This window comes from Geodermatophilus sp. SYSU D00815, from assembly GCF_054050035.1.
Genome location: NZ_JBJGYO010000002.1, coordinates 279,472 through 304,175, shown reverse-complemented (window position 1 = coordinate 304,175; position 24,704 = coordinate 279,472). Strand labels below are relative to the sequence as shown.

Sequence of the window (24,704 nt, the reverse complement as noted above, 5' to 3'; positions counted from 1 at the left end):
CCCGTCCGACGACGAGAGGAACACCTGTGGCACCCGTGCCCGCCATCGCGCTCAACAACGGCGTCGAGATCCCGCAGCTGGGGTTCGGCGTCTTCCAGATCAAGCCGGAGGAGACCGCCGAGGCGACCGCCGCGGCCCTGGAGATCGGCTACCGGCACATCGACACGGCGGAGATGTACCGCAACGAGAAGGGCGTGGGGGAGGCCGTGCGCAGCTCCGGCATCCCGCGCGAGGAGATCTTCGTGACCTCCAAGCTCAGCAACGCGTTCCACCGCCGCGACGAGGCGTTGCGCGCCTTCGACGACACCCTCGAGGCGCTCGGCTTCGACTACCTCGACCTCTTCCTCGTCCACTGGCCGCTGCCGGGCATCGACGTCGACTACATCGAGACCTGGAAGGCCATGGAGGAGATCTACGCGGGCGGCAAGTGCCGCGCGATCGGTGTCTCCAACTTCAAGGAGCACCACCTGCGCCGGCTGTTCGGCGACTCCCAGGTCCGCCCCGCGGTCAACCAGATCGAGGTGCACCCCTACCTGGCGCAGGACGACCTGCGGGCCTTCAACGCCGACCACGAGATCGTGACCGAGGCCTGGTCCCCGATCGCGCAGGGCAAGGTGCTCGACGACCCGGCCATCGTGGCGATCGCCGAGAAGCTCGGCCGCACCCCGGCGCAGGTCGTGCTGCGCTGGCACGTCCAGCGCGGCGACGTGGTGTTCCCGAAGTCGGTCAACCGGGAGCGGATGGCGGAGAACTTCGCGCTGTTCGACTTCGAGCTCTCCGACGGCGACATGGCCGCGCTGACCGGCCTCGACCGCGGCGAGCGCACCGGGGCCGACCCCGACACGTTCAACTGGATCCCTTCGTGACGCTCCGCGTCACAGCGCGACCGGGTGCCGTCCCCCTGCGCCGCTGAGCCCTACCGCGCCCCGCGGCGGGGACCCTCCGGGTCCCGCGTCGCGGGGCGCGCTCACTCTCCCGTCACGAAGTCGATCAGCTCCTCCACCCGGCCGATGAGGGCCGGCTCGAGGTCGGTCCACGTCCGCACGCGCGCGAGGACGCGCTGGCTCCACACGTAGCCGGTGTCGTCCTCCCAGCCGAGCCGGCGGCAGACGCCGTCCTTCCACGACTCGCCCTTGGGCACCGCCGGCCAATCCCGGATGCCGACGACGGACGGCTTGACCGCCTGCCAGATGTCGATGAACGGGTGGCCGACGACGAGCGCGTGCTCGCCGGTCACCTGCTCGGCGATGCGCGACTCCTTCGACCCGCGCACCAGGTGGTCGACCAGCACCCCGAGCCGCCGCCCGGCGCCGGGGCGGAAGTCGCGGACGATCGCCGGCAGGTCGTCGACGCCGTGCAGCGGCTCGACCACGACCCCCTCGACGCGCAGGTCGTGACCCCAGACCTTCTCCACCAGCTCGGCGTCGTGCTTGCCCTCGACGTAGATGCGGCCCTCGCGCGCCACGCGGGCCCTGGCGCCGGCGACGTAGGTGGAACCCGACGCGCTGCGCGCCGGGGCCTTGGGCGCGGCGACCCGGGGCCGGACGAGGACGACCGGCCGCCCGTCCACCCAGAAACCGGGCCCCAGGGGGTAGCCGCGCACCCTTCCGAAGCGGTCCTCGAGGTGGACGACGTCCTTCTCGCACCGGACGACGGCGCCGACGAACCCGCTGCTCGGGTCCTCCACGACCAGGTCCTTCTCGGCCTCCACCTGCGGCACCGGCTTCTTCACGGTGCGCGGGTGGACCAGGTTGTCGTACGGCGAGCGGGGAGGCACCCGTCCATGCTGAGCAGCCGCCGGCCGGATCCCGGGGCGACGCGCCGGGCGGAGCGCGACACGCCCGGGACGATCCCGTCACCTGATGCCCTCAACCCACCGGCCCCGGGGTCGGCGGCCACGAGCCGTGCCGCCGAACGCGCCTCTGACCAGGCCCCATGCGGCTCGGCACCGGGGGCCGGCGGCGACGGCGCGGCCGCGGAGGGCGCGCCCGGGGGCGGGGGAACTTCGGGACCGGGCCGTTTCGGCCCGCCAGGTCCGGTCACCCATCTGTGCGACCGACGAACGAGTGCTCAGATGGGAGCGACCACGACCATGATCGGCACCGAGACCATCAGCCGTGTGATCGGCAGCGACGTCTACGACGAGTCCGGCCAGAAGATCGGCTCGGCCTCCGAGGTCTACCTCGACGACGAGAGCGGCCAGCCGGAGTGGGTGACGGTGCGGACCGGCCTGTTCGGCACCAAGGAGTCCTTCGTCCCGATCCGCAACGCCGACCTGACCGACGACGGCGTACGCGTGTCCGTGAGCAAGGACAAGGTGAAGGACGCCCCCAAGATCGACACCGACGGGCACCTCTCCCCGCAGGAGGAGCAGGAGCTCTACCGCTACTACGGCATGGACGTCGGCAGCGGGGGCTACGAGACCGGCCGGACCGACACCACCGTCGGCCGCGTCGACCGCCCGGAGACGACCACGACCACCGAGTCGACGACCGGCATGGCCGGCACCGGGACCGCCGGGATGACCGCCGGCGGCATGACCGCGGGCGGCACGACCGGCACCGACGCGACCGGCACCGTCGGCCACGACACCTCCGGCCCGACGACGGACAACGCCATGACCCGGTCCGAGGAGCGCCTCAACGTGGGCACCCGCTCCGAGGAGATCGGCCGGGCGCGGCTGCGCAAGTACGTCGTCAGCGAGAACGTCACCGAGACCGTGCCGGTCTCCCGCGAGGAGATCCGCGTCGAGCGCGAGCCGATCACCGACGCCAACGTCGGCAACGCCCTCGACGGGCCGGCGATCAGCGAGGAGGAGCACGAGGTCACCCTCCGCGCCGAGCGCCCGGTGGTGGAGAAGGAGGCCGTCCCGGTCGAGCGGGTCCGCCTGGACAAGGAGACGGTCACCGACACCGAGACCGTCTCGGCCGACCTCCGCAAGGAGGAGATCGAGGTGGACGGCGCCCGCGACACCGACCGGCGCCTCTGAGCGCCCAGCCCTGAACCAGGGCCGCTGACGACGGTGGCCGGCCGAGGACCAGACTCGGCCGGCCACCGTTCCCATGCCCGGCCCCGGACCAGGCGGGGTGGGATGCTCGGGACGTGACCGACCCCACCGTCGCGACCCAGGATGTGCCCTCCGACCTCTCCAGCCCGGAGAAGCTGGCCGCGGCCCTCGAGGGCACCGGCTACCTGCCCGACGAGGGGTTGGCCACCGCCGCGTACCTCGCGCTGGTCATGCACCGCCCCCTGTTCCTCGAGGGGGAGGCCGGGGTCGGCAAGACCGCGCTGGCGCACGCGCTGGCCGAGGTGACCGGCCGGCCCATCTACCGCCTGCAGTGCTACGAGGGGCTCGAGGCCAGCCAGGCGCTCTACGACTGGGACTTCGGCCGCCAGCTGCTGCACCTGCGCGCCGCCGAGGCCGCCCACGCGACCGACAACCCCGACGCCCTCGAGGCCTCCCTCTACGACCGCCGCTTCCTGCTGGCCCGGCCGCTGCTGCAGGCCCTGGAGGACTCGCCGTCGGTGCTGCTGGTCGACGAGGTCGACCGGGCGGACGACGAGTTCGAGGCGTTCCTGCTCGAGGTGCTCAGCGACTTCACCATCTCGATCCCCGAGCTCGGCACCGTCCGCGCGGTGCAGCCGCCGCTGGTGATCCTCACCAGCAACCGCACGCGCGAGGTGCACGACGCCCTCAAGCGCCGCTGCCTCTACCACTGGCTGCAGCACCCCGACTTCGACCGCGAGGTGGCCATCCTGCGCCGCCGGCTGCCCCAGGTCACCGACCAGCTGGCCCGCGAGGTGGCCCGCGCGACGGCGAAGCTGCGCACCCTCGACCTGCTCAAGCCGCCGGGGATCGCCGAGGCGATGGACTGGGCGACGGCCCTGCACGCCCTCGGCGCCCGCGACCTCGACCCCGACGTCGCCGCGCGCACGCTCGGCGCGGTGCTCAAGTACCGCGAGGACACCGAGCGGGTGCACTCGATGGTCCGGGGGGCGCTGTTCGGTGGCTGAGGCCGGCACGGCGACGGCCCGGGACGTCGTCGACACGCTGCTCGGCTTCGCCCGCACGCTGCGCGCCGCCGGGGTGGCCGCCTCACCGGACCGGGTGGAGGCGATGCTGGCCGCCGTCGGTTCGCTGGACGTCCTGGACGCCACCGACGTGTACTGGGCCGGCCGGCTGACCCTGTGCGCCGGCCCGGACGACCTGGACCGCTACGACGCTGCGTTCGCCGCCTGGTTCGGCGGCGACCGGCCCCGGCAGGCGCCCCCGGCCCCGCGCGACCGGGAGATCGTCTCGGCCATGGCGCCGCTGGACGTCGGCTCGGGGGAGGGCGAGCAGCGCGACGACGCCTCGGAGCTGGCCGCGCAGGCCAGCGCCGCCGAGGTGCTGCGCCACCGGGACGTCTCCGAGCTCACCGTCGCCGAGCGCGAGCACCTGCGGCGGCTGTTCACGCTGCTGCGGCCGGCGTCGCCGATGCGTCCCTCCCGGCGCCGGCGACCGAACCCGCAGGGCGCCGTCCACCCCGCGCGCACGGTGCGCCGGGCGCTGCGCGACGGCGGCGAGGTCACCCGGCTGCTGCACCGGCGGGCGGCGCCCCGGCCGCGGCGCGTCGTCCTGCTGGTCGACGTGTCCGGCTCGATGAGCCCGTACGCCGACGCGCTGCTGCGGTTCGCCCACGTCGCCGTCCGCGCCCGGCCGGCGTCGACCGAGGTGTTCACCATCGGCACCCGGCTGACCCGCGTGACCCGGGAGATGCGGCTGCGCGACCCCGACAAGGCGCTGGCCGCCAGCGGGTCGGCGATCCCCGACTGGTCGGGCGGCACCCGCCTGGGCGAGGTGCTCAAGGCGTTCCTCGACCGGTGGGGGCAGCGCGGGACCGCACGCGGCGCGGTGGTGGTGATCTGCAGCGACGGCTGGGAGCGCGGCGGCGCCGAGCTGCTCGGCGAGCAGATGGCCCGGCTGCGGCGGCTGGCCCACGCGGTGGTCTGGGTCAACCCGCACAAGGGCCGCGAGGGCTACGAACCGCTCACCGGCGGCATGCGGGCGGCGCTGCCGTCGGTCGACCACTTCGTCTCCGGGCACAGCCTCGCGGCGTTCGAGGAGCTGTCGGGAGTGATCGGCCGTGCGTGAGACGTTGTGGAGTGCCACGGGCGCGGATCCCGCGCCGTGGCACTCCGAAGGGAGCTGCGATGCGTGACGTGCTCGACGACCTGGTCGGCTGGTGGCAGGCGGGGCAGACCGTCGGCATGGGGACCGTCGTGGCCACCTGGCGCTCCGCGCCGCGGCCGGCCGGCGCCTCGATGCTGGTCGGCCCCGACGGCACCGCGGTGGGCAGCGTCTCCGGCGGCTGCGTCGAGGGCGCGGTCTACGAGGAGGCGAAGGACGCCGTCGAGACCGGGGAGCCGGTCCTGCAGCGGTACGGGGTGAGCGACGACGACGCGTTCGCCGTCGGCCTGACCTGCGGCGGCATCCTCGACGTGTTCGTCGAGGCCGTGTCGCGCGAGTCCTTCCCGGAACTCGGCGAGGTCAAGGACTCCGTGGACCGGCACGAGCCGGTCGCCGTCGTCACCTGCGTCAAGGGGCCGGAGGACCGCCTCGGCCGGCGGATGGTGCTCTGGCCCGACCGGGCGTCGGGCACGTTCGGCCTGCAGCGCCTCGACGACGCCGTCGCCGCCGACGCGCGCGGCATGCTCGCCGCCGGCCGCACCGGGATGCTGCACTTCGGCCACGACGGCGAGCGCCGCGGCGACGAGCTCGAGCTGTTCGTCAACTCCTTCGCCCCGCCGGCGCGGATGGTCGTGTTCGGCGCCATCGACTTCGCCGCCGCGGTCGCGCGGGTCGGCTCGTTCCTCGGCTACCGGGTCACCGTCTGCGACGCCCGGCCGGTGTTCGCCACCCCCAAGCGCTTCCCCGACGCCGACGAGGTGGTCGTCGAGTGGCCGCACCGCTACCTGCAGGCCGAGGTCGACGCCGGCCGGATCGACGAGCGCACCGTCCTCTGCGTGCTCACCCACGACCCGAAGTTCGACGTCCCGCTGCTGGAGGTCGCGCTGCGGCTGCCGGTGGCCTACGTCGGTGCCATGGGGTCGCGGCGCACGCACGACGAGCGGCTGGCGCGGCTGGAGGAGGCGGGGCTGTCGAAGGAGGAGCTCTCACGGCTGTCCTCGCCGATCGGCCTCGACCTCGGCGCGCGGACGCCGGAGGAGACCGCGGTGTCCATCGCCGCGGAGATCATCGCCGGGCGCTGGGGCGGCTCGGGTGAGCGCCTGTCCGGCACCGAGGGCCCCATCCACCGCACCGCCGAGCGCTGACCGGCCCTGCCCGCATCGGCGACCCGGTCGCGGAGGGCTGGCCCGGTATAGCCGAAGAGGTATACCGTTTCCGGTATGCCGCCGGCGCGCCGCAGCCGCTTCCCCGGCCTGGAGGGTCGGGGTGAGCGCCGGCGCGAGCTGATCGAGGAGCTGGTCCGCGCCCGCCGCGAGAGCGAGCTGAGCCAGACCGAGATCGCGGCGCGCATGGGCACCTCGCAGTCCGCCGTCGCCCGGCTGGAGAGCGGCGAGCTGGACGCCCGGCTGTCGACGCTGGAGCGCTACGCGGCCGCGCTCGGCCGCACCGTCGAGTGGCAGGTCCGACCGTCCGAGGAGTCGCCATGACCCGACCCGCAGGTGCCTGGCCGCCGGTCCCACCCGGCCCGCCGCAGCCGCCCTTCCCGCCCGGGCCGCCGGAGTTCCCGCGCACGCCGTGGCAGCCGGAGCCCCGGCCGGCCGCGCCGGGCCCGTCCACCTCGATGTCCGTCGTCGTGGAGACGGCGGACTGGCTGGCCGAGCGGCTGCTCGAGCGGCGGGTCGTGGCGCTGGCCGGGGAGCTCGACGCCGAGGCGGTCAACCGGGCGGTCGCCGAGCTGGCGCTGCTCGACTCCTCCGGCGACGAGCCGGTGCAGCTGCGCCTCTCCGGGGTGAGCGCCGACGTGGAGGCCGCGCTCACCCTGGTCGACGCCCTCGACCTGATGGGCGCGCCGGTGCACGCCACGAGCCTGGGCGCGCTGCGCGGCGTGGCGGTCGTCGTCCTGGCCGTCTGCGACCGGCGGGCCGCCGGCGCGCACGCCGTGTTCCAGCTGACCGAGCCGCGCGGCCCCCGCCGGGGGCTCTCCGGGGACGTCGAGGCCCTCGCCGCCGAGCACGCGCGGCAGGTGCGCCGGCTGCAGGAGCGGCTCGCCGCGGCGACCGGGCGCGACGCCGAGCAGATCGCCGCCGACATGCGCGCCGGCCGGCTGCTGTCGGCGGAGGAGGCGCGGGAGTACGGGCTGGTCGACCCTGAGCGCTGACCTCCCGCACCGGTACGACGTCGAGGTCGTCGGGCTGCTCGCCTCGCGCGAGCACCGCTACGACGGCCGGCCGGGGACGACGGTCCCGCCCCAGGACGGCGACCGGCGCACCGAGCTCGAGGTGCGGGCCGGCGCCGGCGTCGTGGGCGACCGCTACTTCGGCCAGCCGGCGCACCGGGACGCGCAGGTCACCGTGCTGGCCGCCGAGGCGGTGGAGGAGCTCGCCGCCGAGCTCGGGGTGCCCGTGCCCGACGCGCTCCTCGCCCGCCGCAACGTCGTCCTGCGCGGCGCCGAGGTGGAGGCGCTGCGCGGGCAGGAGTTCTCCCTCGACTGCGGCGCCGGGGTGGTGCGGCTGCGCGGCGGGCGGCCGGCGAACCCCTGCGCCTGGCTCGACGTCGTCCTGGCCCCCGGCGCGCACCGCGGGCTGCGCGGGCGGGCCGGGGTCCGCTGCGCCGCCCTGTCCGACGGGCTGCTGCGGCTGGGCCCGGCCGTGCTGCGCTCCGCCGTCCCGCTGGAGGCCGCCCGCGCGGGCGCGGTCCACCGGCTCCTGCCGCACCGCCGCTCCTGACCGCGCGGGTCGGCCCGCTTCAGCCGAGCAGGTCGCGGACGGCGGCCGGCGCCTCCGACGGCCGGTGCAGCGGCGCCGCGCGCCCACCGCCGGCCGCCGCCAGCGCGGCGCAGGAGGCCATCGCCTCGTCCTCGCCCGACAGGGCCAGCACCGACAGCCGCGCCGGCACCCGGGCCAGCGCCGAGGCGGCCGAGGTGGGGTCGGGGCTGTCGGTGGCCAGCCCGTCGGAGAGCAGCAGCACCGACCGGTCGGCCACGGGGGAGCGGGCCACCTGCGCCGCCGCCGTCCGCAGCGCGAGCTCGAGGTCGGTGGTGCCGCCGCCGCGCAGGTCGCAGAGCCGGTCGACCACGACGTCCACCCGTGGGTCGCCCGACAGCGGCCGCAGCACGACCGCCCTCGACCAGAACGCCACGACGCCCAGCTCGTCGCCCGGCCGCAGGCGCTGGGCCAGCGCCGCGGCGGTCAGGACGGCGGTGGCGAGCTGGTCGCCGGCGACCGAGCCGGACGCGTCGACCAGCAGCAGCGTGGCCCGGCCGGTCGAGCGCCAGCCCCGGGTGCGCAGGTGGTCGGCGCGCCAGCGCGGGTCCCCGCCGCGCGCGGCGAGGCTGGCGTCGAGGTCGACGTCCGAGCCGGTGGCGTCCGGCCGCGTGACCATCCGGGACACCCCCGGCCGGTCGGGGACGCCGACCCGCGACCGGCCCACCGGCAACCGGGCCGCGAGCGCCCGCGCGGCGGCGCGCAGCGCAGGGTCGAACGCGCGCGCGGCCGCGGCGAGCACCCGCAGCGCGGCGTCGGGGTCGCGGGCGGCCAGCTCGGCGACGGCGGCCGCGTCGAGCCGGCCGGCCGCCGGGGAGACCGCGTCGAAGTCGGGGTTGCTGCGCGAGAGCTGGTCGCGGCTGGCCCGGCGGGCGGCCGAGGCGCGCAGCAGCTCCTCCACCTCGGCGGGGTTCTCGACGACGCGGGGCGGCCGCGGGCGGCCGCCCGGGGGTGGACCCGGGGAGGGACCGGAGGCCGGGGCGTCCTCCGGCGTCAGGCTTTTCCCGGCGCCTCACCGGCCCGTCGCCAGATGTCCGCGACGACGTCCTCCACCGGGCGGGCGACGCCGTCGGCGACGGTGACCTTGCCGGTGAGCGCGGCCAGCGCGGCGTCCAGCCCCGTGCCGTCGTCGACGCCCTCCCGGCCGCGGACGACGGCGAGCTCGCGGGCGATAAGCACGGTGTCGATCGCGCCGCGCACCGAGGCGCCGATGCGCAGCTCCGGGTGGTCGCGGGTGAGCCGCACCGCCCGCACCGCGCGGGTCACCAGCTCGGCGGGCGCGCCGGTCGTCGCGGCGACGACGGCCAGCTCGGCGTCCTCGTCCTGGTAGCCCATGGCCACCCGGCAGGAGCGGTCGTGCAGCGCGGGGGTGACCCGCGCGGTGCCGACGGCGTCGAACGGGTTCATCGCCGCCACCAGCCGGAACGTCGGGAGGGCGGCCACCCGGCCGTAGCGGGGCACGTGCATCTCGCGCTCGGACAGCACCCCGAGGAGGACGTTCATCGTCTCCTCGGGCACCCGGTTGAACTCCTCGACGTAGAGCAGCGCGCCCTCGGTCATGGCCCGGGTGAGCGGGCCGGGCACGAAGTTCTCCGGCCGGTAGTCCTCGGTGAGCACGCGGGAGGCGTCGTGGTGGCCGACCAGCCGGGTCGGGGTCAGCTCGGCGTTGCCCTCGACCAGGACCAGCGGGACGCCGGCGCCGTCGGCCAGCGAGCGCAGCAGCGTGGTCTTGCCGGTGCCCGGCGGTCCCTCGAGGACGACGTTGCGCCCGGCCGCCAGCGCCGCGGCGACGACCTCGGCCTCCCGCACGCGGGCGACCACCCGCTCGCGGGCGACGCGCACCATGCCGCCGGCGTCGAGCCGCGAGGCGGTCGTCGTCCCCACCGGGCCTCCTCCCCACGTGAGCGCCTCCTCCCCCGCGGCACCGCGGGGGAGGAGGCGCTGGGACGGCCTCGCTGCAGGGTCCCGCGCCGGGCGTGCGAGGCGCGGGGGGGGCAGCGAGGTCTTCCTCAGTCGTAGACGATGACGCCGCGGATGTTCTTGCCGGCGTGCATGTCCTCGTAGCCCTGGTTGACCTCGTCCAGGGTGTAGGTCTTCGTGACCAGCTCGTCGAGCTTGACGTGCCCCTCCTGGTAGAGGCGCAGCATCTTGAGGATGTCGGTGTGCGGGTTCGAGTCGCCGAACATCGCGCCCTTGATCTCCTTGGCGAACAGGGTCAGCTCGCCGATGGAGATGGGCAGGCCCACCTCGGTGATGTCGCCGAGGCCCGTGACGACGACGGTGCCGGCCTTGCGGATGGACGAGAACGCCTGCGCGACGTGCTCGCCCGTGGTGACGCCGATGGTGACGATGGCCTTGTCCGCGCCCTGCCCGTTGGTGACGCTGCGGGCGAAGTCGGCGGCCTCCTCGATGCCCTCGTAGGCGTGCGTCGCGCCCAGCTCCTGCGCCTTCTCGCGCTTGAACGCGACCGGGTCCACGGCGATGACGTGGCTCGCGCCGGCGTAGGCGGCGCCCTGCACGGCGTTGATGCCGATGCCGCCGACGCCCATGACGATGACCGTGTCGCCCGGCTGGACGTCCGCCGCGTTCACCGCCGAGCCCCAGCCGGTGCCGATGCCGCAGCCGGTGAGGCAGGCGACCTGCAGGGGGATGTCGTCCGGGATCTTGACGGCGGACTCCGCGTTCACCGTGGTGTAGCCGGAGAAGGTGCCGAGGCCGCACATCTGGCCGACCGGCGTGCCGTCGGTGGTCTGGAAGCGGAAGCTCTCCAGGTCGTCGAAGCGGGCGCCCACGAGCAGGCCGGCGCCGAGGTCGCACAGGTAGGACATGCCGCTGGCGCACCACCGGCAGCGGCCGCACGCCGGCAGGAACGAGAAGACGACGTGGTCGCCCTCCGTGAAGCCCTTCGTGTTCTGACCGACCGCCGTGACGACGCCGGCGCCCTCGTGCCCGCCGCACATGGGGTAGTGCGCCACGGGGATGTCGCCGGTGGCCAGGTGGTCGTCGGAGTGGCACATGCCCGAGGCGGCCAGCTTGACCTGGATCTCGCCGGGGCGGGGATCGTCGGAGATCAGGTCGACGACCTCGAACGTGCCGGGTGCTTCGCGGATGATCGCGCCGCGTGTCTCTACGGGCACAGGGAACCTCCTCGTCGCCCTCGTCGGTGAGGGCCCGGACGGCATGCGCGAGTGCGCATGGCTGCACCGCACGGTATGACCCCCGTCACAGGCGGTGGAAGCCGGGTGCAACGTCCGCGCTACGTCCGGCCGCGGCGGTGGTCAGACTGGGCCGGTGCACGAGGTGGCGGTGGTCGGCGCGGGACCGGTCGGGCTGACGGCGGCGCTGCTGCTCGCCCGCCGCGGGGTCGACGTCGTCGTCCTCGACCGGCAGGCCGGCCCGTACCCGCTGCCCCGGGCGGTCCACCTGGGCGACGAGGCGCTGCGCGTGCTGCAGGCCGCCGGGGTCGCCGACGCCTTCCTGCCGCGCACCGAGCCGCTGGCCGGCATGCGGCTGCTCGACGCCCGGCTGCGGGTGCTGGCCGAGTTCGCCCGCGACGCCGGCCCGGGCGCCCTGGGCTGGCCGGCGGGCGTGCTGTTCCACCAGCCCGACCTCGAGGCGGCGCTGCTCGACGCCGTGACCGCGCAGCCGCGCATCGACCTGCGCTGGGGCGCCGACGTCACCGGCCTGCGGGGCAAGGACGACGAGGTGGTCCTCGAGGTCGTCGACCGGGCGACGGGGGGCGACCGGTCGGTCACCGCCCGCTTCGTGCTCGGCTGCGACGGCGCCGGCAGCACCGTCCGCACGCTCACCGGCGCCGCGATGCGCGACCTCGGACCGGCCGACCGCTGGTTCGTCGTCGACGTCCGGGCGCGGCCGGCGACGCCGTACTGGCCCGGTGTGCACCAGGTCTGCGACCCGCGCCGGGCCGCCACCCTGATGCCGCTGACCGGCGGCCGGCACCGCTGGGAGTTCCGCCTGGCGCCGGGGGAGTCCGCCGCCGACCTGGTCGGCCGGCTCGACGAGCTGCTCGCCCCCTACGGGGTCGGACCGGTCGAGGTGGAGCGGACCGCCGAGTACACCTTCCGCGCCCAGGTGGCCGACCGCTGGCGCACCGGCCGGGTGCTGCTCGCCGGCGACGCGGCGCACCTGACCCCGCCCTTCATCGGGCAGGGGCTGGGCCTGGGGCTGCGCGACGTGCACTCGCTGGCCTGGAAGCTGGCCGCGGTGCTGGCCGGCGCGCCGGGGACGCTCCTCGACACGCACCAGGCCGAGCGCGAGCCGCACGCGCGGGCGCTGATCCGCATCGCCCAGCTGGTGGGGTGGCTGATGACCGGCGGTGGGCACGGCGCCGCCGCCGTCCGCCGGGTCGTGCTGGCCGTGGTCCGCCGGCTGCCCCTGGTCGGGGCGTTCGCGCGCAGCAGCCGGACCCCGCCGCTGCGCCGCGGGCCGCTGGTCCGCCGTCCGCGGTTCGCGGTCGGCTCGCCGGTGGGCGCGCTGCTGCCGCAGCCGACGGTGGCCGTCGACGGCGGCGCCCGCCGGCTCGACGACGTCCTCGGCGACGGGTGGGCGGTGGTCACCGACGGCGGTCCCGTGCTCGCGCCGCCGACCGGTGAGCCGGCGTCGGTGGTGCGCGTGCCCGAGCTGGCGGGGTGGCTGCGCGGCCGGTCGGTCCTCGTGCGCCCCGACCGGGTGGTGGCCGCGGTCGGCCGGCGGCGCCGCGGGAAGGTTGCGCGCCATCCGGTTGAGAGGCGTGGGCCGCGCGCGGTGGGGTAGTGGGGGATCCCCTTCCCCGAGCACACGAGGCGTCCCATGGCTCGCAACACCCTGTCCCGCTCCCTGCACGACCTCGGCCTGGCGGCCTGGTTCGGCGGCACGCTGGCCAACGCCGTGGCCCTGAACGAGGCCGCGGGCGCAGCCGGGAGCGCCGCGGCCACCGGTGCCGTCGCCAACGCCGGCTGGGACCGCTGGACGCCGGTCAACGCGGCCGCGATCGGCGCCCACCTCGTCGGCAGCGTCGGCCAGCTGCTGGGCAACCGCACCCGCGTGGCGCGCCAGCAGGGGGCCGCCGGCCTGTCGGTGACCAAGACGGCGCTCACGCTGGCCGCGCTCGGCGTGACCGCCTACAGCCGGGCGCTGGGGCAGATCGTGTCGCAGGGCGGCGCCACGCCGTCGAAGAAGGCCACCAAGCCGTCCAAGCGCGCCCGCCGGGAGATCGCCGCGGCCCAGGAGCGGCTCGACGCGCTCCAGTGGGTGGTGCCGGCGATCACCGGCGCCCTCGTCGTCGTCAGCTCCTACGCCGGGGAGCAGCAGCGGCCGTCCGAGGTCGCCCGGGGTCTGGCCGAGAAGGCCTGAGCCGCTACCCGCGCAGGGCGGGGAACGCGCCGGCGAGCTCGTCGAAGGCGGCGTGCAGGACGTCGGCGAGGCTCGTCCGGCCGTCGGCCAGCCAGACCTCGAACGCGGTCGTGGCGGCGGCCCGCGTCGTGGTGGCGACGAGCCGCGGGAGCAGCGACCCGGCCGGCGTCCCGGTCAGCCGGGCGACGTGCTCGGCCACCACCCGGTCGACCTCGGCGTAGCGCAGCTGCGAGTGCGCCTGCAGCGCCGGCTCGGTGAGGATCAGCCGCATCCGCTCGCGCAGCAGCGGCAGCTCACCGGCGGCGTAGTCGTTGACCTCGACGTAGGCGGCGCAGATGCCGGCCAGCACCGGCTCTGCGGGGTCGGCCGCGGCGAGCAGCCGCTCCAGCCGGGCCACGTGCCCGCCGAAGTCGCCCCACACGGCGTCGGCCTTGGTGGCGAAGTACCGGAAGAAGGTCCGGCGGCCGATGCCGGCCTCGGCCGCGACGTCGTCGATGGTGACCTGCTCGAAGCCCTTGACCGCGAAGAGGTCCAGCGCCGCCTGCTCGATGCGGGCGCGCGTCTCCTCGCGCGGGTCCGCCCAGGCCTGGGTCACGGCAGCCATCTTGCGCCCTCTCCCCGCGCGGCGGCCGCGTCCCGGGCCCGGCTTGCCGGTGGCACCCGGTGCCACTAGCGTCCCGTGCGATCCCCGTCACACCGCTCCAGGAGGCCCGCATGCCCGAGCCGACGACCGCCCCCGCAGTCGAGACCGAGGCGGAGGTGCCCGCGGCCGAGGAGGCGCTGGTGGAGGAGTCCCTGGTCGAGGAGGTCTCCATCGACGGCATGTGCGGCGTCTACTGAGCCCACCCGTGCCCGAGTTCGACCCGGGCCTGCCCTGGCGGCGGGCCCGGTCGGTGGCGCTGCGGCCCGAGCCGTTCGGCGCGCTGGTCTACTCCTTCGCCAACCGCAAGCTGTCGTTCCTGAAGTCGCATCAGCTGGTGGCGGTGGTCGAGTCGCTGGCCGACCACCCGTCGGCGACGGCCGCCCTGGCGGCCTGCGGCGTCGCCGAGCCCCAGCGGCCGGCCTACGAGAAGGCGCTGGCCGACCTCGCCCGCTCCCAGATGATCGAGGTGCGCGCATGACCGCCGTCGTCCCGGACCGGCCCGTGGGTGGCCGGCTGATCGACCAGTTCGAGTACGGGCTCGACGCGCCGATCTGCCTGACCTGGGAGCTCACCTACGCCTGCAACCTGGCGTGCGTGCACTGCCTGTCGTCGTCCGGACGGCGGGACCCGCGCGAGCTGTCCACCGCCGAGGCCGAGGCGGTGATCGACGAGCTGCAGCGGATGCAGGTCTTCTACGTCAACGTCGGTGGCGGCGAGCCCACGGTGCGGCCGGACTTCTGGCACCTGCTCGACTACGCGATCGCCCACCAGGTGGGTGTCAAGTTCTCCACCAACGGAGTCAAGCTGACCCGCGAGCGGGCCCGGCAGCTCGCGGCCACCGACTACGTCGACGTCCAGATCTCCCTGGACGGCGCCACCGCCGAGGTCAACGACCGGGTGCGCGGCGCCGGCTCGTTCGCCACCGCGGTGCGGGCGCTGGAGAACCTGGCCGAGGCCGGGATGCGCGACTTCAAGGTCTCCGTCGTCGTCACCCGGGAGAACGTCGGCCAGCTCGACGACTTCACGGCCCTCACCGACCGCTACGGCGCCCAACTGCGCATCACCCGGCTGCGCCCGTCCGGCCGCGGCGCCGACGTCTGGGACCAGCTGCACCCGACGCAGGCCCAGCAGCGCGAGCTCTACTCGTGGCTGCTGGCCAACGGCGAGCACGTGCTCACCGGCGACTCGTTCTTCCACCTGTCGGCCTACGGGCAGGCGCTGCCCGGGCTGAACCTGTGCGGCGCCGGGCGGGTGGTGTGCCTGATCGACCCGGTCGGCGACGTCTACGCCTGCCCGTTCGCCATCCACGAGCAGTTCCTCGCCGGCAACGTCCGCGACGAGGGCGGGTTCCGGCGGGTGTGGCAGGAGAGCGAGCTGTTCGCCGAGCTGCGCAGCCCGCAGACCGGCGGCGCCTGCACCCGGTGCGGGCACTTCGACGCCTGCCGCGGCGGGTGCATGGCGGCGAAGTTCTTCACCGGCCTGCCGCTCGACGGCCCCGACCCCGAGTGCGTGCAGGGCCACGGGGAGACGGCGCTCGCCGCCCGCGACGCCACGACCGTGACGCCGCGCAGCCACCTCGACCACTCGCACACCGGCCCCGTCCGCGGCCAGCCCACCCTGCTGGGCATGCCGGGCATCCCCGCCAAGATGTGCGACGAGTCGCCCCTGGCCGGGATGGCCTGACCCGGCCGGCCCCGTTCCGGTGCAGCGGGTGATCGCCGCGCCGGGCCCGTACATGCCCGCGCGCCTCCCCGGTGACGGCGTCCGCCGAACCGGCCGAAACTCTTCCGTATCCGGCTGAGACACGGGGGCCGAGAGGGTGAGCGTGCGATGACCACACCTGTCGAATGCGTGATCCTCGACATCCCGGACGGCCTGCGGCTCGACCTCCTGGGGCTGGTGGTCGAGATCGGCCGGATCCGGATCGTGGCCGACCGGTCGGGGCTGCTCGGCAACCTGCTCGCCTCGCTGACCTGTGGCGGCACGGCCGGCGCGGCCAGCCTCGAGGCGTTCGCGCAGGCGATGCGGGCGCAGGACGGGTCGCAGCGCCAGGCGCAGCCCCAGTCGGCGGCCTAGGGCGTGCCGCGCAGCTCCACCCGCTCGTTCTCGCCGCCGTCGTAGGCCTGCCCGGTCACCTTCGCCTTGGCGAAGCTGATCGCGCTGGCCAGCCGGCCGCCGGGGGAGTCCCAGTACTCCGCCGACGCGGCCTCGACGCGCAGCAGGACGACGTCGGGGTCCTCCGGCCCGTCGGGGAACCACGCCTCGACGACGGAGTTCCAGAGCTCGCGCTTCTTCTCGACGTCGTCGACGACGACCGCGTGGCCGGTGAGCGACACCCAGCTCGAGCTGCCGGACGTCGAGACGTTGACCTGCGGGTTGGCGGTGACGTGGGCGACCTTGCGCGAGCCGCGCCGGGCGAAGAACCACAGGTCGCCGTCGAACTCGACCTCCTGCATCGCCATCGGCCGGCTGATCAGCGTGCCGTCGGGCGCGATCGTGGTGAACAGGCCGAACCGCTCGTCCTGCAGCAGCTCGGCGACCTTGGTCGTCTCCTCTGATGCCATGCGGTGGTCCTGCCCGCCGTCCCGCGTTCCTAAGCTGCCCTGGTGCGCATCCTGGACGGCCTGGTCTGGCCCGACGTCCCGGAGTCGCCGCTGCTCGTGGTCCCCCTCGGCTCGGTGGAGCAGCACGGCCACCACCTGCCGCTGACCACCGACACCGCGGTGGCCGGCGCCGTCGCCGAGGCCGCGGCCGACCGGCTGGACGGCGCCCTGCTCGCGCCGGCCCTCGCGTACGGGGCGAGCGGCGAGCACGAGGGCTTCCCGGGCACGATCTCGCTCGGCACGGAGGCGCTCACCGGGCTGCTGGTCGAGTACGGGCGCTCGGCCTGCCGCTGGGCCGGGCGGGTGCTCCTCGTCAACGGGCACGGCGGCAACCTCGAGGCGCTGGCCGCGGCCGGGCGCGTCCTGCGGCACGAGCGGCGCGAGGTGGCCTGGTTCCCCTGCGCCGTCCCGGGTGGCGACGCGCACGCCGGGCGGACCGAGACGTCGCTGATGTTGCACGTGGAACCGGAGCGCGTGGTGGGGGAGCAGGCGGTGGCGGGGGAGGTCCGCCCGCTCGAGGAGATCCTCCCCCGGCTGCGGGCCGAGGGGGTGGGCGCGGTGAGCCCGACCGGCGTGCTCGGCGACCCGGCCGGCGCCTCCGCCGTCGAGGGGGCCGAGCTGCTGGCCCTGGTGGCCGACCGGCTGGTCGCCGCCGTCGCGGCCTGGGACGTCGACCTGGCCGGCCGCCTCCGCGCGTGACGGCCGGCCCGCCGTCCGGGGACCGGTTGCCCGACGGGTTCGCCGTGCGGCTGGACCCGGCGGTCCGGCGGCGGGACGGGGGAGCGGCGCTGCTCGGCGGTTCGCCGCTGCGGCTGGTGCGGCTGTCGCCCCGGGCGCGGGCGCTGCTGGCCGGCGACCGGCTGGTGGTGCGCGACGGCGCGACGGCGGAGCTGGCCGGCCGGCTGCTCGACGGGGGGCTCGCGCACCCCGACCTGGCGCCCCGCCGCCGGGACGACGTCACCGTGGTGGTGCCCGTGCGCGACCGCCCGGAAGAGCTCGCGCGGCTGCTCGCGGCGCTGCGGGCCGACCCGGCGACGGCGGCGCTGCCCGTGCTCGTGGTGGACGACGGCTCGGCCGGTCCGGTGCGCGCTCCCGGGGTCCGGGTGCTGCGGCACGGCACCGCGCGCGGTCCGGCCGCCGCCCGCAACACCGGCCTGCGGGCCGCGACCACCGAGCTGGTCGCCTTCCTCGACTCCGACTGCGTGCCGCGGCCGGGCTGGCTCGAGGCGCTGGCCCCGCACCTCGACGACCCCCGGCTGGCGCTGGTCGCCCCGCGGGTGGTCGGGCTGCCGCCGTCCCGCCCCTCCTGGCTGGCGCCGTACGAGACCGTCGCCGGCGCGCTCGACATGGGTCCGCGCCCGGCGCCGGTGCGCCCGCTGTCGGCGGTGTCCTACGTGCCCAGCGCGGCCCTGCTGGCCCGGCGCGCCGCGCTCGGCGACGGGTTCGACGAGGCGATGCGCGTGGCCGAGGACGTCGACCTGGTGTGGCGGCTGGTCGCCGCCGGCCGGCGGGTGCGCTACGAGCCGGCCGCGCGCGTCGCCCACGACCACCGCACCGCACCTGGCGCCTGGCTGCTCCGCCGCGCGTTCTACGGCACGGGCGCCGCCCCGCTGGCCGCCCGGCACGGCGCCCTGGTCTCGCCCCTGGTGGTCTCGCCGTGGTCGGTCGCGGCGTGGGCGCTGCTGCTCGCCGGCCGGCGCGGGCTGCTGCCGGCGGCCGGGGTGGTGGGCGCGGCGTCGGTCCGGCTCGCCGTCCGCCTGGCGCGGCCGGGGGAGCCGGCGCCGTGGGCGTTCGCCGCCGGCCTCGTGCTCCGCGGGACGGCGACGGCGGGGACGACGCTGGCGCGGGCGGTCACCCGCCACCACTGGCCGCTGGCCGCGGCGGCCGCGCTGGCGTCCCGGCGCGCGCGGCGGCTGGTCGCCGCGGTCGCCGTCGCCGACGCCGTCCACGGGTGGTGGCCGCACCGCCGCGAGGTGGGCCTGCTCCGGTTCGCCGCCGCCCGCCGGCTCGAGGACCTCGCCTACGGGGCGGGGCTCTGGGCCGGCGCGGCGCGGGCCCGGGACGCCCGCGCGCTGCTCCCCACGGTCCCGCCGCGCTTCTGAGCCCGCCCCTGCCCGGTGGGACGGTCGCTGGTGGAAACGCCGTCCGCAGGTCACGATGGGTGCGATCCAGGCCACTCGACGGGGAGCGTGCGTGACGTCGACCGTGAACCCGTGGCTGGCGCTCCCCGACGGGCGGCCGACCCCCGGGCTGACCCGACGGCTGCGCGCCGCCCACGAGACCTTCGTGACCGCCGGCGCGGGTGCGCCCGCCGCCGGTGTCCGCGACGTGGTGTGGGAGTCGTGGCGGCGCTCGCTCGGCAGCGGCGTCGACCCCGACGGCGCCTTCCCGCCGGTCGACCTGCTCGACGACGACCTGCTCGCCTACCGCGAGGCGCACCCGCTGGCGCCGGTGATGCCGGTGATCCGCCGGCTGCTGGTCGAGGACGCCGAGGCCGACCAGATGATCGTCGCGGTCTCCGACGCCGCCGGCCGCATGCTGTGGGTCGAGGGCGACGCGCGGCTGCGCTCGCGGGCCGCCGGCATGCACTTCGTCGAGGGCGCGCGCTGGTCGGAGGAGGTGGCCGGCACCAACGCCCCCGGGACGGCGCTCGCCCTCGACCACGCGGTGCAGATCTTCGGCAGCGAGCACTTCCGCCGGCCCGTCCAGCCCTGGAGCTGCTCGGCCGCGCCGGTGCACGACCCCGTCTCCGGTGTGCTGCTGGGCGCCATCGACGTCACCGGCGGCGACCACGTGGCCAGCCCGCACATGCTCACCCTGGTGCGCGCGACCGTGGCCGCGGTCGAGTCGGAGCTGCGGCTCCTGCACCGCGAGCAGGCGGCCCGCCGCCCCGGCGCGCCGCCGGTCGCGCGCACCGCGCCGCGGCTGGAGGTCCTGGGCCGGGAGCGGGCCCGCCTCACCCTGCCCGGCGGGCGGCTCGAGCTCTCGCTGCGCCACTCCGAGCTGCTGCTGCTGCTCGCCGAGGCCGCGGTGGCCGGGCAGGGGCGCACCGCCGAGCAGCTCGCCGCCGAGTGCCACCCCGGCGGGACGGCGGCGGTGACGGTGCGCGCGGAGCTGTCCCGGCTGCGCCGGCTGGTCGGCCCGCGGCTGGTGGGCTCGCGGCCCTACCGGCTGCTCGGCCCGCTGGAGACCGACCTCGAGCGGGTGCGCCGGCTGCTCGGCCGCGGGTCGGTCGGCGCGGCCCTCGAGCGCTACCCGGGCGCGGTGCTGCCGGCGTCGCGCGCGCCGGGGGTGACGTCGTCGCGGGAGCGGCTCTCGGCGCTGCTGCGGCACCACGTGCTGCGCAGCCGCCGGCCGGAGCTGCTGCTGCGCTACAGCACCCTGCCCGAGGCCGAGGACGACGTCGCGGTCTGGCAGGCCTGCGTCGACGTCCTGCCGGCCGCCTCGCCGCGGCGGGCCGAGGCGGCCGCCCACCTGCAGCGGCTGCGCCGGGGCGTCCGCCCCCGCTGACGTCGCCGGCGCTCCGGTGCAGGAAGCCCTCGGACACCCGGGCTCACTGCACCGAAAGCTCCGTCACACCCCCCGCCCGCCGGGAATGCGGTCGCCGGGGAGCGGCTTCGCAGTTCCACGTGAGTGCCGCGCCCGAGACCGCCCTTCCTCCCACCCGCGTGACCGCCCGTGCCGTCGTGGCGCTGGTCGCGCTCGCGCTCGGCGGTTTCGCGATCGGCACCACCGAGTTCGTGACGATGGGCGTGCTGCCCGACATCGCCGACGGCGTGGCGGTGGACATCCCGACCGCCGGCCACGTCATCAGCTACTACGCGCTCGGCGTCGTCGTCGGCGCCCCGGTCATCGCCGCCCTCTCGGCCCGCCTCCCCCGCCGCGCCCTGCTCGTGGGCCTGATGGCCGCGTTCCTCGTGGGCAACGCGCTCAGCGCCCTCGCCCCCGGCTACGGCACGCTCTCGGTCGCCCGCTTCCTCAGCGGGCTGCCCCACGGGGCGTACTTCGGCGTCGCCTCGCTGGTCGCCGCCTCGCTCGTCGCCCCGCACCTGCGCGGGCGCGCGGTCAGCTCGGTGATGCTCGGCCTCGCGGTGGCCATGGTCGCCGGCGTCCCGGCGGCCACCTGGCTCGGGCAGACGGTCGGCTGGCGCGCCGCCTACTGGCTGGTCGTCGTCCTCGCTGCCGCCACGGTGGCCGCCGTCCTCGCCGTCGTGCCGCGCTCGCCCGGCCGTTCCGACGCGACCGTGCGCGGCGAGCTCGACGCGCTGCGCCGGTCGCAGGTGCTGCTGACCCTGCTGGTCGGGACCGTCGGCTTCGGCGGCATGTTCGCCCTCTACAGCTACATCGCCCCGGTGGCGACGGACGTCGCGGGCCTGGCCCGCGGCACCGTGCCGTGGGTGCTGCTGGCGTACGGGCTCGGCGGCATCGTGGGGACGGCGCTCGGCGGCCGGCTGGCCGACCTGGCCCTGTTCCGCTCGCTGGTCGGCAGCCTCGTCGTCCTCGGGGTGCTGCTCACCGTCGTCGCGCTCACCTCCCCCTGGGCGCCCGCGCTGTTCGCCGGCGTCTTCCTGGTCTCGGTCGCCGCCTCGGTCCTGGCCATCTGCCTGCAGCTGCGGCTGATGGAGACCGCGGGCGAGGCCCAGATGCTGGGCGCGGCCCTCAACCACTCCGCGCTGAACACCGCCAACGCGCTCGGCGCCTGGCTGGGCGGCCTCGTCATCGCCGCCGGCCTGGGGTACCGCGCGCCCAGCGTGGTGGGCGCCGGCCTGGCGGCCGCGGGCCTGCTGCCCCTGCTCGCCTCGGCGCTGCTGCGCCGCCGCGCCACCCGGCCGGCGGCCGCCGGGCGCGCCGAGGTCTACGCGTCGGCCGGCTGACGGCCTGCCGGCCGACGGCGGGGGAGCCGCGCTGCAACGACGCTGCAACGTTGCGCCGACCCGCAGGCGCGGAGGCGGCAGGTGGATCTCGCCGCAGATGCGGAACGGGCGTCGCCCTGCCCGCGGTCGGCCGCCGCCCGTCGCAGGTTAGCGTGGCCTAAGTCACTCCGGAGAGGTCAGACTCCGCTCGCGAACCCGGGCCCGTGCCCGGGTCGTCCGAACGTGCGAGTCGAGCGGAGGACGCGTGACACAGATAAGCGTGCGGGTCGACGGGGCCTCGTACACCGACGACGTCGAACCGCGGACCCTCCTGGTCCACTACCTGCGCGAGCAGCTGGGCAAGATCGGGACGGTCGTCGGCTGCGACACCAGCAACTGCGGCGCCTGCACCGTGCACCTCGACGGCGAGGCGGTGAAGAGCTGCACCGTGCTGGCCGTGCAGGCCGACGGGAGCGAGGTCACGACCATCGAGGGCGTCGCGGCGCCCGACGGAAGCCTGCACCCGGTGCAGAAGGCCTTCCACGAGATGCACGGCCTGCAGTGCGGCTTCTGCACGCCGGGCATGATCATGGCCTCGATCGACCTGCTGGGGGACAACCCCGACCCCACCGAGGACGAGGTGCGCGAGGGCATCGAGGGCAACCTCTGCCGCTGCACCGGCTACCAGAACATCGTCCGCGCCGTGCAGCAGGCCGCCGCCGAGATGAGCGGCCGGCAGGCCGGCAACGGGCACGTCTCCCCGGCCGCGGTCGACACCGCGGCCGCTCCCCACGTGGCGGTGGAGGCATGACCGTCACCGACGAGCGCCCGGACACGCAGGCCCCGGCCAAGGAGGTCGGCCAGGCCCGGCGGCGCAAGGAGGACGCCCGGCTGATCACCGGCCGGACGCAGTGGACCGACAACCTGGTGCTGCCGGGGATGCTCCACCTCGCGGTGGTCCGCAGCCCGGTCGCGCACGCCAAGATCCGCGGCATCGACGTCGAGGCCGCCCGCTCGGCGCCGAACGTGGTCGCCGTCTTCACCGGCCGCGACTTCGCCGAGGAGCAGGGCTCCATCCCCTGCGCCTGGCCGGTGACGCCCGACATGGTGAACCCGGGCCACCCCTCGCTCGCCGTCGAGGAGGTCAACCACGTCGGCGAGGCGGTCGCCGTGATCGTGGCCCGTAGCAAGGCCGCGGCCCAGGACGCCGTCGAGCTCGTCGACGTCGACTACGAGCAGCTGCCCGTCGTCCTCGACATGGAGGAGGCGCTCGCCGAGCAGGCCGACCAGCCCTACCTCTGCCACGACCACCTGCAGTCGAACGAGAGCTTCCGGTTCGTCTTCGACGCCGGGGAGGCCGGCACCGGCCAGGACACCGAGGAGGCGTTCGCGAACGCCGACGTCGTGGTGAGCCGGCGGTTCGTGCAGCAGCGGCTGATCCCGGCGTTCATGGAGCCGCGGGCCACGGTCGTGCAGCCCCAGGGCGACAACTACACGATGTGGTCCTCCACGCAGGTCCCGCACATCCTGCGGCTGATGCTGGCCATGATCACCGGCACGCCCGAGCACAAGCTGCGGGTCATCGCGCCCGACGTGGGCGGCGGCTTCGGCGGCAAGCTGCAGGTCACGCCGGAGGAGGTGATCACCCTCCTGGTGGCCAAGCGGCTGGGCAAGCCGGTCAAGTGGACCGAGACGCGCAGCGAGTCGCTGATGAGCGCCCACCACGGCCGCGACCAGATCCAGTACGTCGACATCGCCGCCGACCGCGAGGGCACCATCAAGGGCCTGAAGGTCCACATCCTCTCGGACATGGGGGCCTACCTGCGCCTGGTCAGCCCCGGCGTGCCGATCCTGGGCGCGTTCATGTACCCGGGCATCTACAAGTTCCCCGCCTACCGGTTCGACTGCCAGGGCGTCTTCACCAACAAGACGCCCACCGACGCCTACCGCGGCGCCGGGCGGCCCGAGGCGACGTTCGCGATCGAGCGGATCATGGACGAGCTCGCCGTCGAGCTCGGCATGGACCCGCTCGAGCTGCGCCGGAAGAACTGGATCAAGGCCGAGGAGTTCCCGTTCACCACGGTGGCCGGGCTCGAGTACGACAGCGGCGACTACGACCAGGCCACGCAGGAGGCGCTGCGGCTGATCGGCTACGACGAGCTGCGCGAGGAGCAGCGCCGCCGCCGCGAGTCCGGCGACCCGGTCCAGCTGGGCATCGGCTTCTCCACCTTCACCGAGATGTGCGGCCTGGCGCCGTCCCGGGTGCTGGGCTCGCTCTCCTACGGCGCCGGCGGCTGGGAGCACGCCTCGATCCGCATGCTGCCCACCGGCAAGGTGGAGGTCGTCACCGGCTCCACCCCCCACGGGCAGGGCCACGAGACGGCGTGGAGCCAGCTCGTCGCCGACGAGCTCGGCGTGCCGTTCGAGGACGTCGAGGTGCTGCACGGCGACACCTCGATCGCCCCGCGCGGCCTGGACACCTACGGCTCCCGCTCCCTCGTGGTCGGCGGCGCGGCGGTCATCAACGCGTCGCAGAAGGTGGTGGCCAAGGCCCGCAAGGTCGCCGCGCACCTGCTGGAGGCCGACGAGGAGGACCTGCAGTTCGAGGGCGGCAAGTTCTCCGTCCGCGGCACGCCGGGGACGGCGCTGTCGATCCAGGAGATCGCGCTGGCCACCTTCGCGGCGCACAACTTCCCGGAGGGCGTGGAGCCGTCGATCGACGCCGACGCCACCTTCGACCCGGTCAACTTCTCCTTCCCGCACGGCACGCACATCTGCGCCGTGGAGGTCGACACCGAGACCGGGATGGTGAAGATCCGCAGGTACGCCTGCGTCGACGACGTCGGGAAGATCGTCAACCCGCTCATCGTCGAGGGCCAGGTGCACGGCGGCCTGGCCCAGGGCATCGCGCAGGCCCTGTACGAGGAGGCGGTCTACGACGACTCCGGCAACCTGACCACCGGCACCTTCGTCGACTACCTGGTGCCCTCGGCGGCCGACCTGCCGCACTTCGACACGGGCAACACCGTGCACGAGGCGCCGGGCAATCCGATCGGCGCCAAGGGGGTCGGCGAGGCCGGCTGCATCGCCAGCACGCCGGCCGTCGTCAACGCCGCGCTCGACGCGCTGCGCCACCGCGGGGTGTCCGACATCCGGATGCCGCTGACGCCCGAACGGGTCTGGCGGGCGCTGCACGAGGGCGGCGACGGCGGCGGCCGGGCCACGGCCGGGACCAACGCCTGGGGCGGCGCGCAGACCGAGACCACCACCGGCGTCTCGACGCCCGAGTCGTCGCTGGGAGGCGACCGGTGATCCGCCGAG

26 protein-coding genes are annotated in these 24,704 nt (G+C 75.7%); 20 read left to right on the top strand and 6 right to left on the bottom strand.

Translation table 11 applies throughout. The features are described 5' to 3' along the window. Positions 1-26 precede the first annotated feature (26 nt). Complete coding sequence (locus ACI78S_RS04130; RefSeq protein WP_456970941.1) at positions 27-866, top strand: aldo/keto reductase; 840 nt, start codon at positions 27-29, stop codon at positions 864-866. A gap of 101 nt (positions 867-967) precedes the next feature. Here ACI78S_RS04130 and ACI78S_RS04125 read toward each other — a convergent pair whose 3' ends face one another. After that, on the bottom strand, positions 968-1,777 hold the full coding sequence (locus tag ACI78S_RS04125) for a DUF3097 domain-containing protein (RefSeq protein WP_456970940.1): 810 nt from the start codon (positions 1,775-1,777) through the stop codon (positions 968-970). 315 nt (positions 1,778-2,092) lie between these two features. Here ACI78S_RS04125 and ACI78S_RS04120 point away from each other — a divergent pair, with 315 nt between their 5' ends. The 7 genes from ACI78S_RS04120 to ACI78S_RS04090 all read left to right on the top strand — a co-directional run bounded on the left by ACI78S_RS04120 (position 2,093) and on the right by ACI78S_RS04090 (position 7,896). Then, a complete protein-coding gene (locus tag ACI78S_RS04120; protein ID WP_456971021.1) occupies positions 2,093-2,989 on the top strand; it encodes a DUF2382 domain-containing protein in 897 nt (298 codons plus the stop codon). 113 nt (positions 2,990-3,102) lie between these two features. Then, the gene (locus tag ACI78S_RS04115) at positions 3,103-4,014 is read left to right on the top strand and encodes an AAA family ATPase (protein WP_456970939.1); all 912 of its coding nucleotides are present in this window, start codon (positions 3,103-3,105) and stop codon (positions 4,012-4,014) included. Next, positions 4,007-5,134 carry a vWA domain-containing protein gene (locus ACI78S_RS04110; protein ID WP_456970938.1) on the top strand — a complete coding sequence of 376 codons (1,128 nt, stop codon included), beginning with the start codon at positions 4,007-4,009 and terminating at the stop codon, positions 5,132-5,134. Before ACI78S_RS04115 ends, ACI78S_RS04110 begins: the two co-directional genes overlap by 8 nt. 59 nt (positions 5,135-5,193) lie before the next feature. Beyond that, the gene (locus ACI78S_RS04105) at positions 5,194-6,315 is read left to right on the top strand and encodes an XdhC family protein (protein WP_456970937.1); all 1,122 of its coding nucleotides are present in this window, start codon (positions 5,194-5,196) and stop codon (positions 6,313-6,315) included. A gap of 75 nt (positions 6,316-6,390) precedes the next feature. Beyond that, complete coding sequence (locus ACI78S_RS04100; protein WP_456970936.1) at positions 6,391-6,657, top strand: helix-turn-helix domain-containing protein; 267 nt, start codon at positions 6,391-6,393, stop codon at positions 6,655-6,657. After that, positions 6,654-7,328: an ATP-dependent Clp protease proteolytic subunit gene (locus ACI78S_RS04095; protein WP_456970935.1), complete on the top strand. Its 675-nt coding sequence runs from the start codon at positions 6,654-6,656 to the stop codon at positions 7,326-7,328. Before ACI78S_RS04100 ends, ACI78S_RS04095 begins: the two co-directional genes overlap by 4 nt. Before the next feature lie 121 nt (positions 7,329-7,449). Beyond that, on the top strand, positions 7,450-7,896 hold the full coding sequence (locus ACI78S_RS04090) for an MOSC domain-containing protein (RefSeq protein WP_456970934.1): 447 nt from the start codon (positions 7,450-7,452) through the stop codon (positions 7,894-7,896). A gap of 19 nt (positions 7,897-7,915) precedes the next feature. On the opposite strand, the gene ACI78S_RS04085 is transcribed toward ACI78S_RS04090, so the two are convergent. The 3 genes from ACI78S_RS04085 to ACI78S_RS04075 all read right to left on the bottom strand — a co-directional run bounded on the left by ACI78S_RS04085 (position 7,916) and on the right by ACI78S_RS04075 (position 11,069). Then, complete coding sequence (locus ACI78S_RS04085; RefSeq protein ID WP_456970933.1) at positions 7,916-8,833, bottom strand: vWA domain-containing protein; 918 nt, start codon at positions 8,831-8,833, stop codon at positions 7,916-7,918. A 92-nt stretch (positions 8,834-8,925) separates the two neighbouring features. Continuing rightward, a complete protein-coding gene (locus tag ACI78S_RS04080; protein ID WP_456970932.1) occupies positions 8,926-9,816 on the bottom strand; it encodes an AAA family ATPase in 891 nt (296 codons plus the stop codon). Between the two features lie 125 nt (positions 9,817-9,941). Then, positions 9,942-11,069 (bottom strand): NDMA-dependent alcohol dehydrogenase, encoded by a 1,128-nt coding sequence (locus tag ACI78S_RS04075; RefSeq protein ID WP_456970931.1) that lies wholly within the window; start codon positions 11,067-11,069, stop codon positions 9,942-9,944. Between the two features lie 154 nt (positions 11,070-11,223). Here ACI78S_RS04075 and ACI78S_RS04070 point away from each other — a divergent pair, with 154 nt between their 5' ends. Both ACI78S_RS04070 and ACI78S_RS04065 read left to right on the top strand, forming a co-directional pair. Further along, entirely contained in the window at positions 11,224-12,705 is a 1,482-nt protein-coding gene (locus ACI78S_RS04070) for a bifunctional 3-(3-hydroxy-phenyl)propionate/3-hydroxycinnamic acid hydroxylase (RefSeq protein ID WP_456970930.1), read from the top strand. A 36-nt stretch (positions 12,706-12,741) separates the two neighbouring features. Further along, positions 12,742-13,284: a hypothetical protein gene (locus tag ACI78S_RS04065; protein ID WP_456970929.1), complete on the top strand. Its 543-nt coding sequence runs from the start codon at positions 12,742-12,744 to the stop codon at positions 13,282-13,284. Positions 13,285-13,288: 4 nt separating this feature from the next. On the opposite strand, the gene mftR is transcribed toward ACI78S_RS04065, so the two are convergent. Next, positions 13,289-13,888, bottom strand: a complete 600-nt coding sequence (gene mftR / locus ACI78S_RS04060; protein WP_456970928.1) for a mycofactocin system transcriptional regulator — start codon at positions 13,886-13,888, stop codon at positions 13,289-13,291. Positions 13,889-13,998: 110 nt separating this feature from the next. Between mftR and mftA the strand changes: the two genes are divergently transcribed. From mftA to ACI78S_RS04040, 4 genes are all read left to right on the top strand, one after another. Further along, the gene (mftA, locus tag ACI78S_RS04055; RefSeq protein ID WP_456970927.1) at positions 13,999-14,124 is read left to right on the top strand and encodes a mycofactocin precursor MftA; all 126 of its coding nucleotides are present in this window, start codon (positions 13,999-14,001) and stop codon (positions 14,122-14,124) included. An 8-nt stretch (positions 14,125-14,132) separates the two neighbouring features. Further along, positions 14,133-14,405 carry a mycofactocin biosynthesis chaperone MftB gene (mftB, locus tag ACI78S_RS04050; protein WP_456970926.1) on the top strand — a complete coding sequence of 91 codons (273 nt, stop codon included), beginning with the start codon at positions 14,133-14,135 and terminating at the stop codon, positions 14,403-14,405. Further along, complete coding sequence (gene mftC / locus ACI78S_RS04045; protein ID WP_456970925.1) at positions 14,402-15,610, top strand: mycofactocin radical SAM maturase; 1,209 nt, start codon at positions 14,402-14,404, stop codon at positions 15,608-15,610. The genes mftB and mftC overlap by 4 nt, the downstream gene beginning before the upstream one ends. A gap of 147 nt (positions 15,611-15,757) precedes the next feature. Continuing rightward, on the top strand, positions 15,758-16,003 hold the full coding sequence (locus ACI78S_RS04040) for a hypothetical protein (RefSeq protein WP_456970924.1): 246 nt from the start codon (positions 15,758-15,760) through the stop codon (positions 16,001-16,003). On the opposite strand, the gene ACI78S_RS04035 is transcribed toward ACI78S_RS04040, so the two are convergent. Next, positions 16,000-16,491, bottom strand: coding sequence for a pyridoxamine 5'-phosphate oxidase family protein (locus tag ACI78S_RS04035; RefSeq protein ID WP_456970923.1), 492 nt, complete (start codon positions 16,489-16,491; stop codon positions 16,000-16,002). The genes ACI78S_RS04040 and ACI78S_RS04035 overlap by 4 nt on opposite strands. Before the next feature lie 42 nt (positions 16,492-16,533). Here ACI78S_RS04035 and mftE point away from each other — a divergent pair, with 42 nt between their 5' ends. The 6 genes from mftE to ACI78S_RS04005 all read left to right on the top strand — a co-directional run bounded on the left by mftE (position 16,534) and on the right by ACI78S_RS04005 (position 24,695). Further along, the gene (mftE, locus tag ACI78S_RS04030) at positions 16,534-17,229 is read left to right on the top strand and encodes a mycofactocin biosynthesis peptidyl-dipeptidase MftE (protein WP_456970922.1); all 696 of its coding nucleotides are present in this window, start codon (positions 16,534-16,536) and stop codon (positions 17,227-17,229) included. Then, the gene (gene mftF / locus ACI78S_RS04025; RefSeq protein ID WP_456970921.1) at positions 17,226-18,632 is read left to right on the top strand and encodes a mycofactocin biosynthesis glycosyltransferase MftF; all 1,407 of its coding nucleotides are present in this window, start codon (positions 17,226-17,228) and stop codon (positions 18,630-18,632) included. Before mftE ends, mftF begins: the two co-directional genes overlap by 4 nt. A 91-nt stretch (positions 18,633-18,723) precedes the next feature. Next, positions 18,724-20,040: a GAF domain-containing protein gene (locus ACI78S_RS04020; RefSeq protein WP_456970920.1), complete on the top strand. Its 1,317-nt coding sequence runs from the start codon at positions 18,724-18,726 to the stop codon at positions 20,038-20,040. 158 nt (positions 20,041-20,198) lie between these two features. Beyond that, positions 20,199-21,404: an MFS transporter gene (locus tag ACI78S_RS04015; RefSeq protein ID WP_456970919.1), complete on the top strand. Its 1,206-nt coding sequence runs from the start codon at positions 20,199-20,201 to the stop codon at positions 21,402-21,404. Positions 21,405-21,648: 244 nt separating this feature from the next. Further along, positions 21,649-22,194, top strand: a complete 546-nt coding sequence (locus tag ACI78S_RS04010) for a (2Fe-2S)-binding protein (RefSeq protein WP_456970918.1) — start codon at positions 21,649-21,651, stop codon at positions 22,192-22,194. Beyond that, a complete protein-coding gene (locus ACI78S_RS04005; protein ID WP_456970917.1) occupies positions 22,191-24,695 on the top strand; it encodes a xanthine dehydrogenase family protein molybdopterin-binding subunit in 2,505 nt (834 codons plus the stop codon). Before ACI78S_RS04010 ends, ACI78S_RS04005 begins: the two co-directional genes overlap by 4 nt. Positions 24,696-24,704: the final 9 nt, after the last annotated feature.

Coding starts and splice junctions, on each gene's coding strand:
- ACI78S_RS04120 (WP_456971021.1), top strand. CDS start 2,093: ATGATCGGCACCGAGACCATCAGCCGTGTGATCGGCAGCGACGTCTAC.
- ACI78S_RS04105 (WP_456970937.1), top strand. CDS start 5,194: ATGCGTGACGTGCTCGACGACCTGGTCGGCTGGTGGCAGGCGGGGCAG.
- ACI78S_RS04100 (WP_456970936.1), top strand. CDS start 6,391: ATGCCGCCGGCGCGCCGCAGCCGCTTCCCCGGCCTGGAGGGTCGGGGT.
- ACI78S_RS04095 (WP_456970935.1), top strand. CDS start 6,654: ATGACCCGACCCGCAGGTGCCTGGCCGCCGGTCCCACCCGGCCCGCCG.
- ACI78S_RS04065 (WP_456970929.1), top strand. CDS start 12,742: ATGGCTCGCAACACCCTGTCCCGCTCCCTGCACGACCTCGGCCTGGCG.
- mftR (WP_456970928.1), bottom strand. CDS start 13,888: ATGGCTGCCGTGACCCAGGCCTGGGCGGACCCGCGCGAGGAGACGCGC.
- mftA (WP_456970927.1), top strand. CDS start 13,999: ATGCCCGAGCCGACGACCGCCCCCGCAGTCGAGACCGAGGCGGAGGTG.
- mftC (WP_456970925.1), top strand. CDS start 14,402: ATGACCGCCGTCGTCCCGGACCGGCCCGTGGGTGGCCGGCTGATCGAC.
- ACI78S_RS04040 (WP_456970924.1), top strand. CDS start 15,758: ATGACCACACCTGTCGAATGCGTGATCCTCGACATCCCGGACGGCCTG.
- ACI78S_RS04035 (WP_456970923.1), bottom strand. CDS start 16,491: ATGGCATCAGAGGAGACGACCAAGGTCGCCGAGCTGCTGCAGGACGAG.
- ACI78S_RS04005 (WP_456970917.1), top strand. CDS start 22,191: ATGACCGTCACCGACGAGCGCCCGGACACGCAGGCCCCGGCCAAGGAG.